Source organism: Streptomyces sp. NPDC006197 (assembly GCF_040613865.1).
In the GTDB taxonomy this organism is placed as follows: Bacteria; Actinomycetota; Actinomycetes; order Streptomycetales; family Streptomycetaceae; genus Streptomyces.
Window position 1 is genome coordinate 21,065 of record NZ_JBEXSZ010000084.1, and the last position, 14,505, is coordinate 35,569.

Annotated in this window: 17 protein-coding genes; 9 read left to right on the plus strand and 8 right to left on the minus strand. The window is 67.8% G+C overall.

Annotation, left to right across the window (positions count from 1 at the left end; genetic code table 11):
• Positions 1 to 28: 28 nt before the first annotated feature.
• The 4 genes from ABZ318_RS24365 to ABZ318_RS24380 all read right to left on the minus strand — a co-directional run bounded on the left by ABZ318_RS24365 (position 29) and on the right by ABZ318_RS24380 (position 2,389).
• On the minus strand, positions 29 to 664 hold the full coding sequence (locus ABZ318_RS24365) for a hypothetical protein (protein ID WP_356904584.1): 636 nt from the start codon (positions 662 to 664) through the stop codon (positions 29 to 31).
• Positions 661 to 1,356 (minus strand): hypothetical protein, encoded by a 696-nt coding sequence (locus tag ABZ318_RS24370; protein ID WP_356904585.1) that lies wholly within the window; start codon positions 1,354 to 1,356, stop codon positions 661 to 663. The genes ABZ318_RS24365 and ABZ318_RS24370 overlap by 4 nt, the downstream gene beginning before the upstream one ends.
• 134 nt (positions 1,357 to 1,490) lie before the next feature.
• Positions 1,491 to 1,925 carry a hypothetical protein gene (locus ABZ318_RS24375; RefSeq protein WP_356904586.1) on the minus strand — a complete coding sequence of 145 codons (435 nt, stop codon included), beginning with the start codon at positions 1,923 to 1,925 and terminating at the stop codon, positions 1,491 to 1,493.
• Positions 1,922 to 2,389 carry a hypothetical protein gene (locus ABZ318_RS24380; RefSeq protein WP_356904587.1) on the minus strand — a complete coding sequence of 156 codons (468 nt, stop codon included), beginning with the start codon at positions 2,387 to 2,389 and terminating at the stop codon, positions 1,922 to 1,924. Before ABZ318_RS24380 ends, ABZ318_RS24375 begins: the two co-directional genes overlap by 4 nt.
• A gap of 471 nt (positions 2,390 to 2,860) precedes the next feature.
• Here ABZ318_RS24380 and ABZ318_RS24385 point away from each other — a divergent pair, with 471 nt between their 5' ends.
• Both ABZ318_RS24385 and ABZ318_RS24390 read left to right on the plus strand, forming a co-directional pair.
• A complete protein-coding gene (locus ABZ318_RS24385; RefSeq protein ID WP_356904588.1) occupies positions 2,861 to 4,252 on the plus strand; it encodes an XRE family transcriptional regulator in 1,392 nt (463 codons plus the stop codon).
• A gap of 33 nt (positions 4,253 to 4,285) precedes the next feature.
• Complete coding sequence (locus ABZ318_RS24390; protein WP_356904589.1) at positions 4,286 to 5,182, plus strand: aminoglycoside phosphotransferase family protein; 897 nt, start codon at positions 4,286 to 4,288, stop codon at positions 5,180 to 5,182.
• Between the two features lie 97 nt (positions 5,183 to 5,279).
• Here the strand turns inward: ABZ318_RS24390 and ABZ318_RS24395 are convergent, their stop codons facing one another.
• Genes ABZ318_RS24395 through ABZ318_RS24405 form a run of 3 tightly spaced genes read right to left on the minus strand, consistent with a single transcriptional unit; the run spans position 5,280 to position 8,189 of the window.
• Entirely contained in the window at positions 5,280 to 6,458 is a 1,179-nt protein-coding gene (locus tag ABZ318_RS24395; protein WP_356904590.1) for a cytochrome P450, read from the minus strand.
• Positions 6,459 to 6,462: 4 nt separating this feature from the next.
• Positions 6,463 to 7,647, minus strand: coding sequence for an MAB_1171c family putative transporter (locus ABZ318_RS24400; protein WP_356904591.1), 1,185 nt, complete (start codon positions 7,645 to 7,647; stop codon positions 6,463 to 6,465).
• Entirely contained in the window at positions 7,644 to 8,189 is a 546-nt protein-coding gene (locus ABZ318_RS24405; protein WP_356904592.1) for a regulator component, read from the minus strand. Before ABZ318_RS24405 ends, ABZ318_RS24400 begins: the two co-directional genes overlap by 4 nt.
• Positions 8,190 to 8,531: 342 nt before the next feature.
• On the opposite strand from ABZ318_RS24405, the gene ABZ318_RS24410 reads away from it, so the two are divergent.
• Positions 8,532 to 9,377 carry a helix-turn-helix domain-containing protein gene (locus tag ABZ318_RS24410; RefSeq protein WP_356904593.1) on the plus strand — a complete coding sequence of 282 codons (846 nt, stop codon included), beginning with the start codon at positions 8,532 to 8,534 and terminating at the stop codon, positions 9,375 to 9,377.
• Between the two features lie 47 nt (positions 9,378 to 9,424).
• On the opposite strand, the gene ABZ318_RS24415 is transcribed toward ABZ318_RS24410, so the two are convergent.
• Entirely contained in the window at positions 9,425 to 9,868 is a 444-nt protein-coding gene (locus ABZ318_RS24415; RefSeq protein WP_356904594.1) for a helix-turn-helix domain-containing protein, read from the minus strand.
• A 428-nt stretch (positions 9,869 to 10,296) separates the two neighbouring features.
• On the opposite strand from ABZ318_RS24415, the gene ABZ318_RS24420 reads away from it, so the two are divergent.
• The 6 genes from ABZ318_RS24420 to ABZ318_RS24445 all read left to right on the plus strand — a co-directional run bounded on the left by ABZ318_RS24420 (position 10,297) and on the right by ABZ318_RS24445 (position 14,315).
• Positions 10,297 to 10,623, plus strand: a complete 327-nt coding sequence (locus ABZ318_RS24420; RefSeq protein WP_356904595.1) for a transcriptional regulator — start codon at positions 10,297 to 10,299, stop codon at positions 10,621 to 10,623.
• Position 10,624: 1 nt separating this feature from the next.
• Complete coding sequence (locus tag ABZ318_RS24425; RefSeq protein WP_356904596.1) at positions 10,625 to 11,644, plus strand: hypothetical protein; 1,020 nt, start codon at positions 10,625 to 10,627, stop codon at positions 11,642 to 11,644.
• Positions 11,644 to 12,345: an ATP-binding protein gene (locus ABZ318_RS24430; RefSeq protein ID WP_356904597.1), complete on the plus strand. Its 702-nt coding sequence runs from the start codon at positions 11,644 to 11,646 to the stop codon at positions 12,343 to 12,345. Before ABZ318_RS24425 ends, ABZ318_RS24430 begins: the two co-directional genes overlap by 1 nt.
• Before the next feature lie 117 nt (positions 12,346 to 12,462).
• On the plus strand, positions 12,463 to 13,029 hold the full coding sequence (locus tag ABZ318_RS24435; RefSeq protein ID WP_356904598.1) for a WhiB family transcriptional regulator: 567 nt from the start codon (positions 12,463 to 12,465) through the stop codon (positions 13,027 to 13,029).
• The gene (locus ABZ318_RS24440; RefSeq protein ID WP_356904599.1) at positions 13,026 to 14,000 is read left to right on the plus strand and encodes a DUF2637 domain-containing protein; all 975 of its coding nucleotides are present in this window, start codon (positions 13,026 to 13,028) and stop codon (positions 13,998 to 14,000) included. Before ABZ318_RS24435 ends, ABZ318_RS24440 begins: the two co-directional genes overlap by 4 nt.
• A gap of 90 nt (positions 14,001 to 14,090) precedes the next feature.
• A complete protein-coding gene (locus tag ABZ318_RS24445; protein WP_356904600.1) occupies positions 14,091 to 14,315 on the plus strand; it encodes a hypothetical protein in 225 nt (74 codons plus the stop codon).
• Positions 14,316 to 14,505 lie beyond the last annotated feature (190 nt).

Consider the following 14,505-nt stretch of genomic DNA (forward strand, 5'->3'; position numbering starts at 1 on the left):
ACGACGTACGCGACCAGTCGCCTTCGGCTCACGGCAGGTCCCCCGTACGCTCCCCCATCTCCGTCTTCTGCCCGGAAGGACGTTCCCGAGGCGGGAGGACGTAGTACCCGGGCCCGAGGCGCTCGTCCTGCCTGAAGGCGATGAGACGTTCGGCGATCAACCCGCGACAGGCCCTGGGTATCTGCGCGGAGGCCAGGTTGTGGCGGAGAGCGAGCACCCCCAGGGGAAGAGGTGTTCCCGGTCGGTAGATCCCGTCCTGGATCGCTTTGCGCGTGGTCTGTTCGAAAGCGAAGTCGTCCGGGTGCTGCTCCCCAGGCCTGAGCCGGTAGGAGTGGCCGCGCCCGACCCTTCCCCGGTAGACGACTTCTCCAGCGGCGCCGAGCTCTGCCATGGCGGCGGAAAGGGACGAGACGCTGACGTCCAGGGCACGCGCGAGAACGTTGTTCTGCGGCAGCCTCTCTCCGAAGTCGTAGCGCTGCAGGTGCTGGCGCAGCTGCTGGAGGAGGACTGCGCGGCGTTGGACGTGACTTGCGCTTACCTCCTCCCGGACGGACACCGTGCCGGTCGCCGCAGGTTCCTGCGGTGCGGATAACAGGGTTTCGAATCCGCGGGAGGGGCTTTCGTGTGGAGGACGGCAGCGTAAAGGCCGGCTGACTGTGGTCATTTGTCCTCCTGGGGCCGCAGGGCGGCGATGAGGCGGTCGGCCTGTGCGAAGGTCAGGAGGGGGATGCCGACGCCGTCGGGGCGGAGGTCGGCCTCCGCCAGAGGTGCGGCATCGGCGAGGACGGAGACGGAGCCGCCGAGCTTCGCGGCAAGTTGTTCGGCGAGCACTCGCGCGAGGGAGCTCAGCTCGCCCGGGTCGTCGATCTCCTCGTAGGGCGGAAAGCCGAGAGCCTGCTGTACGAGACGGACGTCGCGGACGGACAACCACAGGCCGTGGACCTTCCCGTTCCCGGGAAAGAAGGAGTCGGGCAGGCTGAACCCGCGTTGGGTCATCACGCTCCACAGTCGAAGAGCGGTCAGCACATCCGGCCTTCGGAACGTGACCAGAGAGGTCAATGCTTGTACGGCCCGGGCGGTCGCCACCGGCGGCAGTACGACAGCCACACCCCAGACCTCCAACAGCTCCGTTTCCGTCACCGTCGCCGGGATCCCCTCCTGAAGAAGGGCGTCCCTGGTCCAGGCGACCGCCTCGTCCTGGTCGGCCGCGATCCGACCGGCGACCGGCACCGGCCCGCCGTACGAGACGACGAAGATCGAGCGGTCCGCGGTGACGTGAACGACGTGGGTGCCCTCCACATAGCGCAGTGCGGTCCGCAGCTCTTCGACGTCGTTCTCATGAGGAGCATCTGACAAGGGGGCAGGCAGGACGGAGGTGTTCAGGGGACTCACTCCCGGGGAGACGTATGAGGGCGGCCTGACAGTCGCGGTGCCGTGACCCGTGCGGCAACAGCACCGGTCGATGGGCGAGCAGCGACGGGGAGGACGGTCTAGGGATCGATGCGCTCGAGCAGGCTCATCAGCGCGGCGGCCCGACGGGTGGCCAGACCACGGGCGGACGGCCGGCGACCCATCCACGCCGCCAACCCTCGTGCGACGGGGAGGGGTTCGGAGGCAAGCTCCAGAAGAGAGGAGAGGGCGTCGGGCGGTTCCCCCTGTTTCTGCGCCAGGTCTCCGAGCCGGAGCAGCGCCGTGCCCAACTCGTCGGCACACTGACGGATCCGCTCCTCGGGCAGGGTGTCGTCGAGCTGATCGAGCAGGGAGTAGACCTCTGCGTGCGGGTCGAGCCGAGCCTGGATGCGCAGGAGGACGTCCGTATCAGCCGAGAAGCGCCCGGCAGAGGTGACCGAAGCCGTAACGCCACCGCGTGCGGGGTCGACGATGGTGATCGTGTGGGAGGAAGCATCCCGTAAGGCGAGCTTCACGCGACACCACCGGCCCGTACGGCCTGCCGCATGGGCATCACGGCCCGCACGACCCGCCCGTCCACGGTTGCTACCCAGGAGACGCGAGCCCCTGTCAGGAAGAAGAGAAGCCTTGCCACGTGGTCGGCATCGGCGAAGACACGCTCGCCGTCCTCGACCTCGATGAGCAGACTCCCCTCCGCGTCGACCGCGAGACCGAGACAGAACGATTCCCGGGTGCAGTCGGCCGCATTGCGCACCAGAGCGGCAGCGGTGTGTGCGGCGGTTTCGATGTCCCCCTGCCAGCCCAGCACCGTGGCCGTCGTCCGGACGAACACGCGCGCCTGTGGCAGAGACACATCGATGCTCGGAGGCAGCTGCTTGCGCAGGAATGTCAGCGCCTGCTGAGCAGGCGCCTTGTCGGATGGCGAGGGGGCGGGCGACGAAGCCGGCCGGAGGATCCGGGAAGGGTGCTCATGTGCCATGGAAGGCTCCTCAGCCGTATGAGGCGATGGGAGGGTGAGACGTCACAGCCAGGACCCGGTCGAACGAGGGCCAGGTTGTGGCAGCGAGGGCGCTGGGGAGGGCTTCGCTCCCGGCTCGTCCGACAGGAGCTGCTCGCAGGAAAGGGCGCCACCGTGTTCACCTCCCGATCGGTTCTGGGCCGCGGACGTTGTCCGCATCGGTACGGAGGCCGAGGGAGCGACGCATGCCATGGACCAGTCAGCCGAAGAACACGTTCTCCGGTCGATGAGCAGCTACTCGGGCTTCCGAGACCAGCAAGATGCGCCGCCGCCCCTGGCGTGAGCAACAGTCACTTCCGACTGATCAGGCATCCGGGGGCGTCAAGTGACTGGTAGGGCTGACGAGTGACTGGAGAAGTCACTGTTCGTAGATCCGAAGCATCGGATTCTCACTATGCTTTCGGGAACCGGGCCTGGGCTGAGGAGGTGCTGATGGAGCGCGTGCCACACGGTCCGTCCTGTGCGAAGCGGTTACGGCGGGACACGGAACAACAGGGTGTGGGTCTCCGTGGGATCGTCGAAACCATCCACCATCACTGCGGGGTGTCTTTGCTCCGGGCGCAACGGCTGGCTCGTGGTCTGACGCTCAAGCAGGCCGCAGCACATCTGAACGCCCTTGCCGCGACACGGGAGAACCCGCCTCGGCTCGACGGGGACCAGCTGGGGCACTGGGAGACCGGCCGGCAGATGCGCGCGAAGACCCTGGCCCTGCTGTGCGAGTACTACGAATGCGCACCTGAAGATTTGGGGTTCGAAAGAGCGGCCGACGCTGCTTTTCCATCCTGCTCCGCCGTGGTGCCTGCCGGACGATCCCTGCCCCGGCTGCCGCACGAGCGAGGGCTGGACGACGGCGAGACCTTGGGGCAGCATGTCGACGCGGTCCGGCGCTCGGTGGATCGCACCCTGGCATCCGGAACGGTCAGTCCCAACCAGCTCGACCTGCTCGACGAGCAGGTGCTCTGGGCTCGCCAGCAGTACGTGTACACCCCGCCGGCTCCGATGATCAGAGTGCTCCTCGACCATCTCTCCGAAGTGGAGATGCTGGCCGAACAGCGGCAGCCAGCGGCCGTCGCGGTCCGGCTCTCGGAGCTGACGGCCATGCTCGCCACCCTCGTTGCCGACGCACTCATGAAGCTCGGGCAGCTGTCCCGGTCACAGTCCTGGTACGCGACGGCACGGAACGCGGCGGACGACAGCGGAAACCTCGAACTCCGCGCTCGTGTGAGAGCCCAGGCCGCCATGCTCCCCTTCTACTACGGCCCCCTCGAAGCGGCTGTGAATCTATCGCGGGAAGCCCGGATCATCAGCCGCGGGCGTCCGAGCGCCACGACCGCCTTCGCTTCGGCGGCCGAGGCCCGTGCCCTCGCCAAGCTGGGGGACAGCGAAGGAGCGGAAGCCGCCCTCAAACGTGCCGCTGCGATGTTCGAGCAGAGCGGGGCAGGGGGGCGTGGCGACGACGAAGCCTTCGGCTTTCCCGAGCGACGGTTCAGGCTCTACGAGAGCGGCACCCTGACAGCCCTCGGCCGCACGAGCGAGGCACGGCGTGTCCAGGAAGCGGCACTGCGCCTCTACCCCTCGAAGACGGGCATCGATCCGGCTCTGCTCCACTTCGAGACTGCCCTGTGTCTCGCGTACGACCACAGCCCGGCAGAGGCCTGCCGGCTGGCCGGTACGACGCTTCTGCGGATCGCTCCGGAGCACCGCACTCCGATCGTGGAGCAACGGGCCCGGGAAGTCATCGGTGCCCTCCCGCCCGGCGCGCAATCGGGACGGGCGGCCCGTGAGCTACGAGAGATCCTCGCCCTGCCTCCCGGACGGACGTGACATACGATCCGATCGTCGGCGAGTCTGGACCTCATGACACACGATGCCCCAGGCGGGTTCACTGAGCTCGAGATGTACCAGGTCCTGGAGCGGGCGGCTGAGACCGCCGGCCTTGACTGCTCCGGAGCTCGCCTCCTGCGTGGACACACCAACGCGGTTGTTCTTCTCGAACGGGAAGGCGTCGTCGCCAAGATCGCCCGCAAGGGATCTCACCTCGACGACGTCACGAGGACGATCGCATTCGTCCGCTGGCTCATGGCCGACGGTTTCCCCACGGCTCCTCTGCACCCCGTCGACCAGCCCGTCGCCGTCGATCGGCACGCCGTCACCTTCTGGCAGTACCTGCCCCAGCCGTCACACCCCGTCGCCGCTCACCAACTCGCCAAGCCGCTGTACGCACTTCACACCCTGCCGCCCCCGCCTGTCGCCCTGCCGGTTCACGACAACCTTGCAGCGATCCGACGCTCGCTCCGGGCGATCACCTGCCTGCCACCGGAGACGCTGGCCTTCCTGGACGAGTACACCGACCAGCTCGACGCCGCTCTCGCCACCGTGGAGTTCCCCCTCGCCTCGGGCGTGATCCAGGGCGACCCGCAGCACCGCAACGCCTTGCACCTCGGCGGGGACGCCGTCCTGTGTGACTGGGACACGGTGGCGTTCGGACAGCCGGAATGGGATCTGGTCACGGTGGAGGTCCACTGCAGGCGTTTCGGCTACGGGGAGCGGCACTACGCGGACTTCGCCGAGGCCTACGGTTGGGACGTCGCCCGCTGGTCCGGCTACCCGACCCTTGCCGCGATCCGTGAACTACGCATGATCACCACGAACGCACGGAAAGTCCATCACGCTCCGGCCAGCCTGAAGGAGATCGAGCGCCGTGTGGACGGACTGCGCCGCCGGGATCCCGTCCTGCAGTGGAACATCCTCTGACACCTGGAAGCCCACGCCAAAGGGAAGCCGGGGTGACCCTGGAGGCGCGTGAACGGGCGGCCTGGGGTGTCGAGTACGGGACTTGTTTCATCGAGGGCTACACCAGGACGGGCAGTGAAGCGAGCCCGCGAACGAGGCGGGTGCGCCGCCATTGCAGTTGATCAGGCGGTGCGGCGAGCCGGATTCCGGGAAACCGGGTCAGCACGGCTCGAAGGGCGATTTCTGCCTCGGCCTTGGCCAGGGGAGCGCCGAGGCAGCGGTGGATGCCATGGCCGAAGCCGAGATGAGCGACGGCGTCCCGGTCCAGGTCGAGCAGGTCCGGAGACGGAAACCGTTCCGGGTCGCGGTTGGCTGCCCCAAGAGCGATCAGTACCGGGACACCGGCCGAGATCTCGGTACCGCCGAGCGTGACGGCTTCCGTGGTGAACCGGAAGGTGGCCGTACTCACAGGAGAATCGAACCGGAGCAGCTCGTCCAGTGCGCCAGGGATCTCGTCCGGATTCTCTCGGAGCCGATCCAGCTGAGCGGGATGCTGGAGGAGCGCTAGGACGGCGTTGCCGAGGAAATGGGTGGTGGTCTCGTGCCCGGCCACGAGCAGCAGCACTGCCAGGGAGACCAGCTCTTCCTCGCTCAGGTGGTCGTCTCCGTCGCGGGCAGAGATGAGCCGGTCGAGAAGAGAGCTGCTTGGGTCCCGGCGCTTGGCCGCGATGAGCCCCGTCATGTAGTCAGCCATTGAGTGGGAGGCCGCGTCGATGACGTCGGGCTCTCCTGCCGCGAAGAGCTGCGCGGACCAGCGCTGGACATCAGACCGGTCGGCCTGCGGAACTCCGAGCAGTTCGCAGATCACGATAACCGGCAGTGGTACCGCCAGGCCGGACACGAAGTCGAACGGCTCGCCGATGGGCCACCGATCCAGCAGCTCGTCGGCGATCCGGGCGATGAACGGACGCAGCCCCGCCACGGCTCCTGTCGTGAACGCCTTGGTCACCAACTTGCGCAGCCGGGTGTGCTGGGGCGGGTCGCTGGCCAGCATGCTGTGGGCGACCGCAGGGTGCAGACGGCGCCGTGACCCCTTGCCCGCGAAGAAGACGGCCGTGTCCTTGGAAAGTCGAGCGTCGCTGAGGGCTTCTCTGGCTTCCGTGTAGCCGGTGACCAGATAGCTGAGACGTCCACCGGAGCCGACGGACACGGGCTGGACCGGACAGGTGGACCGCATGGCCGCGTAGGCCGGATAGGGGTCCTGGAGGAAGCGGGGATCCTGAGTCGGGTCGGTCATGCTTTCAGGCTCCAACGGGCTCGGGCCAGCCGTCGTTGACGACACGCCCACCATGGCCGGCGTAGGCATGCGCCATCAGGAGGAGCCATTCCGTGTCCGCACGCAGGTCCTTGCGCGAGGCGGCCTCCGCCGGCGGTGGGGCGACTTCGTCGGCGAACTGGCCGGTCTTCAGGCCTGCCAGCGCTGCCTTCACGACAGCCGCCTCGATGGCTGCGGCGCCTTGTTCCGTTCCAGCGTCGAAAGCGATCTGGGCCGTTTTTTGCACCCTGAGGGATCGGTACGGCCGCAGAGCGAGAATGCCGTCGCTGATCTCGATGACCCGCCGCTGGAGCAGGAAGTCCGAGTCGGTCGAAACGTCCTCGGCGGCGTCCGTCGACGGCAGGACGATGTGGGGCATCGCGGTCGACAGGTCCTGCCACAAGAGGCCGAGCGCCTCGAAGGACTGCACCTCCCAACGACGGCGACGGGCCTGAGTGATCGGGTAGACCACAGCGGGCAAGGTCAGACCGAGACAGATCAGCAGGACGGCGAGTGCCGGAGAGGTCACGCTGAAGACGCATGGTGCGGTGATCAGCGACGAGCACTCCGAATGGCTGTCGATGAGACCCAGGCTCAGGCCCAGGTCGATGAGCCGCGTCAGCTTGTAAACGACGTAGACCAATGCGAACCCGCAGCCTGCGGCTGCCGTCCGAAGACCTACTCGAACGCTCCTTCGGCGCGTCGAAGCCGACTGCCGTACGGCCTGTACCAGGAAGTCGACGATGGCGAAGCCGAGGTAGGAGATGTACAGGAGCAGGTAGAAGGCGTACACCTGCGGCGAGCGGTGCGTCATCTGCTCGTAGGCGAACAGGACGGTCATGCCGAAGGCGGACGCGGCGAGGAGGACGAGACGCACTCGGATGCGCCGCCGGGCTTCCACGGGTTCCAGGTTGAGCTGGAACGAGACGGCCAGAACCGCCGTGGCAGCCGCCAGCGAAGCCGTGTTGCTCATCAGCCGAGCGACGTGCGGGACGATCGTCTCGACGGCATCCTCGAACAGCGGTGCATAGGAGGCGAAAGCAAGGGCGAATGAGCCGAGGAGTGCGCCCATGGCCCACGTACCGGTTGGGCGGGGTGTCCCTCGACCGAACACCCAGTAGCCGGCAGCCGCAGTGAGCAGGGAAGCCATGCCGAGGAAAACGGCGTTCATCGGGATTCGAACCGATCTCTCTTGAAGGGCTGGGCGAAGAGTGCGTCCCAGCTATCCGGTCCCTTTTTTGGTCGGAGGGAAGGGGATTCACGGTCGCGATAGATGCGCTGACGGATGACCGATGCCATCGTTTCCGCCTGACGTTCGTCGGTTGTCGAGTAGCTCGTACGCCCCGACATGCGCATCACCAGGGTGGGGTTCACCCCGAGAGCCCGAGCCGTCTTCGCGTCGACCTCCAGGCTTCCCGGATGGTCGCAGTACACGTGACACAGTTCGTGTGTGAGGATGTGCCGCTGATGATGAACGGATGTGCCCTCCTCGTAGAAGAGGAGGTCGGCAGATGGGGTTTCGAGCCTTATGCCGCAGGGCGCATCGACTGTGCTGAGCGTGTTCAGTGGGTTCAGGACGATTGGTTTCCCGCGGCGTTCGGAGATCGCCTCACGCAAGTCGCGCGTGCTGAAACGGTGCGGCAGGTGCAGGAGGTCGACCTGCTCCTCGCACCAGTGACGCAGACGACTCTCGTCGATTTCTAGCAAGGGCATGGCAATCCCCCTCGGCCTCGGCTGTGCGCCAAATTACTGGTGAGCGGCAGCCATGAGGATGCCAAGAGGAAGGCGGAACTCGCGCTTCCTGGAAGTCTGGCTTCCGGTTACGGAAGGTGAATCGAAGAGGGTTCGCAGAGTTGAGACGCCATGCCTTTCGATCTTGCCCTATCCGGCGTGACGCTTACAGTCTCGGGCTGAATGCCTGCGTCGCGAGATTGCTTGAATGGTCGACTATCCCTTATGTCTGACTACGCTGAATGACTGACGGATGATCCCCTACTGATGTTTCAGGGCGTGTTGTGGTGCATGTCACCTGGTCGCGGGATCTAATTTCGGGCCATGGATTCTCGGGGCGGGCAAGCTGAAGGTGGTGACCCTGACGGCGAGTCCCTACCCGTGCTGCTGCGGTCGTGGCGGAGGCGCATGAATCCACGAAGCGTCCCGGGCCTGGTGGTCTCGGGGCGGAGGAGCGAAGGGCTGACGCAGAGCGACGTGGCTCGCCTGACGGGGGTGAGTGAGCGTTGGTACGGCGCATTGGAGCGCGGTAATGAAGCCGAGTACTCGGCCGACTTCCTTGACCGGCTCTCGTCCGCCCTTCGGTTGAGCCCTGCGGAGCGCCGCGCTTTGTATCTGAAGGCACTCGGTCGCCCGCCGGCTCTTGCCGCACCTCCGGAAGCGGATGCCGTGGCGGAGGTGGATGAGGCGCTCCTCCAGCAGTTCCTGGAGAACCAGGCTCCTGCCCCCGCTTTCGCGACGGATCTTGCCTGGAATGTGATCGGCTACAACGAGCCGCTACTGGAGTGGTTCCCGTGGGTCACCCGCGAGACCAACCAGATGAGATGGACTTTCCTGGAGCCGGAGGCCCGCGAGCAACTCGTGGCCTGGGAGCAGGATTGGGCGCGCCCTTTTCTGGGGCAGCTTCGCTATGAGCGGGCTCATCATCCGAAGGACGAGGCGCTGCTGCAGCTGGAGCAGGACATCCTTGCAGGATCGCCGGCTGCGCGAGAGATGTGGGATCGCCGCGAGGTGGTCGAGCATTCCCACGGCGACCTGCGTCGGCTCAAGCTTCCGTATCACCGAGGGGCGGAGGTTGCTGTCCGCATTGTCGCCTTACGGCCGATGCGCAGCGACCTCCTCCGTGTGATTGTGCTGATGAAAGACCGTGGAAGGGTCGGCGGTCCCTGATCGGGCCACATGGTTGGTGTGCGTTGCGGTTCGGGCGGGCGTCGACCTCATTCGTCGTCGAGCAGCTCCGAGTCGTCCGAATCCGGCATTCCCTCCAGCCGGCGGGCCTGATCGATCACAGTGTTCAGCATGCTCAGACTCGATGCGCTGAGCCCGCTGGCGCGCAAGGCGACCCGACGCACGTCCTGATCGCGCATGGCGGCAACGACCTGGATCTCCGCACGCTGGCGTTCGGCTTCCTCCTCGTCGAAGAAGTAGCCCGGGCTCACTCCGAAGAACCCGGCCAGTGCCCGGATGGTCTGCATCTTCGGGTTCGTGTTGGTTCCGGTGCGGAGCTGCTGGATGGCGCTTGCCGAGATGGCTACGCCGGACGTGGCGCGGATGCCCTGGGACACCTCCGCGTACGTGTACGGGCCGCGGCCCTTCGGGTGCACCTCTCGGAACAGGTAGTCGAGCAGCTCCGCGAAGGTGCGCTCGGTCTTGTCTGTCATCCCCTGCCCTTCGTCATGACCGCCATCCTATCCACTCCAGTGGTGACCGTATCCGCTCCGGCCTCACGCTTCGACACCACAGTTGACGCCAGGGCGCCATTACGGTGTACGTTGAGCCTCGAATTCATCCAGTGCAGTGTTCTCTACCTGGTCAGAGCGGGTGGGAAGAGGCTGGACTTGTTCCAAGGGGCCCCATATGGTCCTGGTCCCCGCAGAAACGGATCACAGGGCGGGGCAGATCAGAAAGGGGGGGCGATGTACGCACACGGGCCGTGAGATTGCAGGGGTGAAGGAGACCGGCGCCCGGGAGCTACCAACTCCCAAGCGCCGGGCCGACACCCCGAGAGGTGCCCATTCACATCACGCGGGCGGCGGGGCTTTTGCACGAGAACCACCGCACCGCGTTCCTACGAACGACGGAGTATCGCATGCTCGCCATGCCGAGCGGAACTCTGGCCTGCCCGGACGTCGACCGCCAGCGCCGCCTCGCCGCCCAGCTCGCCGACATGATCCCGGGCGCGGCCACCATACGGGTCGGCCTCGACGACCCGAAGCAGAAGTGGCCCCACCCGCACGCCATCGTCAAGGACGAGGCCGGGAAGACCGTGGAGCCCAGCCGTACGGCCATCAGGGTCGCGGCCCGCTGGATCCTACGAGCCTGGCCGGAGGCGGACTGGACGCGGCCGCACACCTTCGACCTCGCCCACGCCACCCTCACCCGCAGCGATCCGATCGCAGCCGGCCGGGGGCGCTGACATGGCACGGATCCGAACCATCAAGCCGGAGGCGTTCGTCTCCGAGTCGCTCGCCGAGGTGAGCGTCGAAGCCGAGCGGACCTTCTTCGGACTGCTCACCCAGGCCGACGATCACGGTCGCCACCGCGACAACGCCGCGATCATCGCCGGACTCCTCTGGCCCCTCCGGGCCGAGCACACCTCGGTCCACGTCGAGGACGACCTCCACCAGCTCGCGACCGCCGGCCTGATCTGCCGGTACACCGGCTGCGACGGTCGTCGCTACCTCCACATCGTGACCTGGTCAGAGCATCAGAAGATCGACAAGCCGAGCCAGTCGCGCCTGCCCTCCTGCCCACGGCACCAGGCCGCCGCCCGGTGCGCCCCCTGCAAGGGCACCTGCACCAAGCGAACCGAGGACTCGCCCACGGTTCTCCGAGGCATCGCCGAGACTTCGCCGAACACTCCCCGACCCCTCGATCTGGCCGCGTCATCTGTTGCGAGTACTCGCGGGCGCACGGACGAGCCTCCCGTCACCCGGCAGGACGCCTTCGACGACATCATCGGCACCCGTCAGCAGGTGGGGGTGAAAAACGCAGGTCAGGGCGCATTCGCCGAGCTCTCCCCGAAGCTTCCCCGAAGCGTCGGAGAGGGCTCGGCGCCTGGATCTAGGATCTTGGATCCTGGATCTCTTATCCCTACGGGGCGCACGGCGCCCGCAGACGGCGTCTCGGCCCACCGGCTCGTCGGCGAGTACGTCGCCGCCTGCGACGAGCGCCCGCCCAGCGACGTGATCGGACACCTCGGCCGGATCACCAAGAAGCTCCTGGGTGAGGGCATCGACCCGGAGCACATCCGCGCCGGGCTGGCGAACTTCGCGGCCAACCCCAAGCATCCCAGCGTGCTGACCAGCATGGTCAACGAAGCCATGAACGCCCGCTCCGGCGGTTTGGTCCGGCCGGGAACCCGGCCTACCGTGCCCGCCCACCAGGCGTGGACCAACCCGTCCGACGCCGCTGCCGCCTACGCCGAGGAGCTGTGATGCGCACCCGACACCGCGAACCGCAGACCCTCGGCGAGGGCACCCTGGACCGGATGGCCCGGATCCTGGCCGCCCGCAACATCGACCCGGCCGCCGCCGCGGTACCGGCCGAGGACGAGACCGTCTCCCCGCTGGAGGCACTGTCGGCCGGGATGCCCCCGCGCTACCGGGCCGCCGCCGCCGACCACCCCCAGGTCCTGGCCTGGGTCCGGACCGTCGCCGAAGCCGCCGTCGCCCCCAATCGGGGAGCCCGGCGGCAGGTCACCACCGGACCCAGCCTGCTGATGGCCGGCGTCGTTGGCGCGGGCAAGACGCACCAGGCGTACGGCGCGGTCCGGAAGCTGGTGCAGAGCGGAGTCGGCGTGCGCTGGCGCGCGACGACCGCCGCCGACCTGTACGCCGATCTGCGGCCCCGCCCCGGAGCGGACAGCGAGCGGGAGCTGGTCGCCATCAGCCGCTGCCCGCTGCTGATCCTCGACGACCTCGGCGCGGCCAAGGCCAGCGACTGGACCGAGGAAGTGACGTACCGGCTGATCAACCGCCGGTACAACTACGAGCTGCCGACCCTGATCACCACCAACCTGCGCATCAGCGATCTCCGGGCCCAGCTCGGCGACCGCGTCGCCTCCCGACTCGCACAGATGACCACCCGGGTCGAGTTCGAGCAGGTCGACCGCAGACGGCACCGCCTCGCGGCCTGACCGCCCCAGGTCACCACGCCGGGCCGCGCCCACCGAGCGCCGCCCCGAGCACGTCCCCGACCCAGCGCACCTCTCCGCCGACGCCCCTGCGCGTGGAGAGCGATCGGAGCACCCCGCATGACCAGCACGACGATCCGCCCTGCCCGCCACCGGTCGCTTGGCGACCACACCTGGCAGGCCGATGCCGTCTGCCAGAGCACCGAGTACAACCCGGTGGACCCCGAGACCTTCTTCCCGGCACCCGACGAGACCGAGAAGATCACCGCAGCGAAGGCGCTGTGCCGCCAGTGCCCGGTCCGCCGCGCGTGCCTGGATGCCGCCCTGGAAGGCAACGACAGCGATGGCATCCGGGGCGGACTGACCGAGGAGGAACGCGAGCCCCTGCACGAGAGGATCGCCCACCGCCTTGACTACAGCCGGGTCAACGACACCATCGCCGGACGCGACGTCCACCTCACCAAGGCCGAACGCCGAGCGGTCGTCCGCGCCGCCTACCGCCACGGAGTGACCGAGCAGCGCCTGGCCTGGTTGCTGAAGATCACCGAGGAGCATGCCCAGAAGCTCTATCGCGAACTCCGCCGCGCCCTGAGTCACGGGGACCTGAACCAGCCCATGATTGACGCGGCACCATCTGAGGCTGACGGCGAGCACCTGGGCCGCGACGACTTCGGGACGGCGGCGTGACCGCCACGACCGCGCCAAGGACGGCGCACATATCCGGCTGGGACCGAGTGGCCGTCATCGCGCTCGGCGGCGCGGGATGCGCCCTGTCGTACGACGCTCTCCAGCAGATGGCCGTCGCCATCCACATCCGAGGCTTCCTCACCTACCTCTTCCCCCTGGTGATCGATGGCTTCATCGCCTACGGGATCCGAGCCCTCCTGGTCCTCCGTGACGCGCCTCTGCGCGCCCGGTTCTACGTCTGGACGCTCTTCGGCACCGCTACTGCCGCCAGCATCTGGGCCAACGCGCTCCACGCGGTCAGGCTCAACGAGGAAGCCGTCGCCGACGCCGGGCTCCGGCTCGGCGACGCGGTGGTCGCGGTGCTGTCCACGATCGCCCCGCTCGCCTTGGCCGGCGCCGTCCACCTCTACATCCTCATCGCCCGGAAGCCGGTCGAGGACGGTGACCGCGAGAACCTCGGTCACCGTGGTCAGATCGGTGACCTCGGTCAGGGTGACCGGCCCGATGGCATCGAGGTCACCCGGACCGACCGGGTCGGTCAGCGACCGCAGCCCGGTCAGGCCGGGCAGCCGGTCACTGCCCCGGCCGGCCGACCGCTGTCCCTGGAGAAGCGGACACCCGTGCCCCGGTCACTGACCGGGGAAAGCGCCTTGGCGGACACCGGACACTCCGGTCAGTCGGGCAAGGGCTCTGACCTGGCCGGTCAGCCGGACATCGAGCCGGCGGTCACCGGCACCCCGGGCACTGACCGGGAACCCCGGACGCCGAGTGCCCGACGGTCCGACCCGGACACCGAGGAGCTGCTGAAGATCGCCCGGTCAGCGGTCAGGGCCGAGGACAAGCTGACCCGCAAGGTGGTCGCCCAGGCGATCCGAGGTCAGCAGATCCCCCTGTCCAGCGACACCCTGACCGCCCTGATGGCCCAGCTCCGCCAGCAGCACGGTCAGCCGGTCACCTCCGCCCGGAACTGACCGGACAGCCGGGGGTGGGTGACCGAGCAGGCCGCCCACCCCCAGTCACCCACCCCACATTCCCCTCGAAACGAAGCGGAGACCGCCCTCGTGCGCACTCATCCGGCCACCGCCGCCGAGATCGACTCCTGGCTGACCGTCCTGTACCGGCGCGGTCACCTCCACCACACCCAGTCCGCTCCCGACGGCACCTGGATCGTGCAGCGCGAGCAGCACGACCGCCCCTGGACCCTCCACCACCCGGTCCTCGCCATGGACTGGATCGAGGAACTCGTCCGCGAAATCCAGCAGCAGAACCCCGAGACGAGCCGGTGACCACCATCGACCCGGCGGCGACCACGGCCGGAGATCCGCGTGACCCCACGACGGCTCCCGGCGGAGCAAGCTATCGCGTACGACGGTCCTACGGCCCGTCGTACGCACTTGCCCCCGCCCCAGAGGGCGGGGGAAGCTGCGCCGGCCCCATGCGTACGCCGTCGTCACCGTCCTGCTCCGGGAGGTCGCC

Excerpts from the sequence above, each read along its gene's own strand:
- ABZ318_RS24415 (WP_356904594.1), bottom strand. The coding sequence starts at position 9,868 with ATGACAGACAAGACCGAGCGCACCTTCGCGGAGCTGCTCGACTACCTG.
- ABZ318_RS24385 (WP_356904588.1), top strand. The coding sequence starts at position 2,861 with ATGGAGCGCGTGCCACACGGTCCGTCCTGTGCGAAGCGGTTACGGCGG.
- ABZ318_RS24380 (WP_356904587.1), bottom strand. The coding sequence starts at position 2,389 with ATGGCACATGAGCACCCTTCCCGGATCCTCCGGCCGGCTTCGTCGCCC.
- ABZ318_RS24420 (WP_356904595.1), top strand. The coding sequence starts at position 10,297 with ATGCTCGCCATGCCGAGCGGAACTCTGGCCTGCCCGGACGTCGACCGC.
- ABZ318_RS24365 (WP_356904584.1), bottom strand. The coding sequence starts at position 664 with ATGACCACAGTCAGCCGGCCTTTACGCTGCCGTCCTCCACACGAAAGC.
- ABZ318_RS24395 (WP_356904590.1), bottom strand. The coding sequence starts at position 6,458 with ATGACCGACCCGACTCAGGATCCCCGCTTCCTCCAGGACCCCTATCCG.
- ABZ318_RS24410 (WP_356904593.1), top strand. The coding sequence starts at position 8,532 with ATGGATTCTCGGGGCGGGCAAGCTGAAGGTGGTGACCCTGACGGCGAG.
- ABZ318_RS24390 (WP_356904589.1), top strand. The coding sequence starts at position 4,286 with ATGACACACGATGCCCCAGGCGGGTTCACTGAGCTCGAGATGTACCAG.
- ABZ318_RS24435 (WP_356904598.1), top strand. The coding sequence starts at position 12,463 with ATGACCAGCACGACGATCCGCCCTGCCCGCCACCGGTCGCTTGGCGAC.
- ABZ318_RS24430 (WP_356904597.1), top strand. The coding sequence starts at position 11,644 with ATGCGCACCCGACACCGCGAACCGCAGACCCTCGGCGAGGGCACCCTG.
- ABZ318_RS24425 (WP_356904596.1), top strand. The coding sequence starts at position 10,625 with ATGGCACGGATCCGAACCATCAAGCCGGAGGCGTTCGTCTCCGAGTCG.
- ABZ318_RS24405 (WP_356904592.1), bottom strand. The coding sequence starts at position 8,189 with ATGCCCTTGCTAGAAATCGACGAGAGTCGTCTGCGTCACTGGTGCGAG.
- ABZ318_RS24400 (WP_356904591.1), bottom strand. The coding sequence starts at position 7,647 with ATGAACGCCGTTTTCCTCGGCATGGCTTCCCTGCTCACTGCGGCTGCC.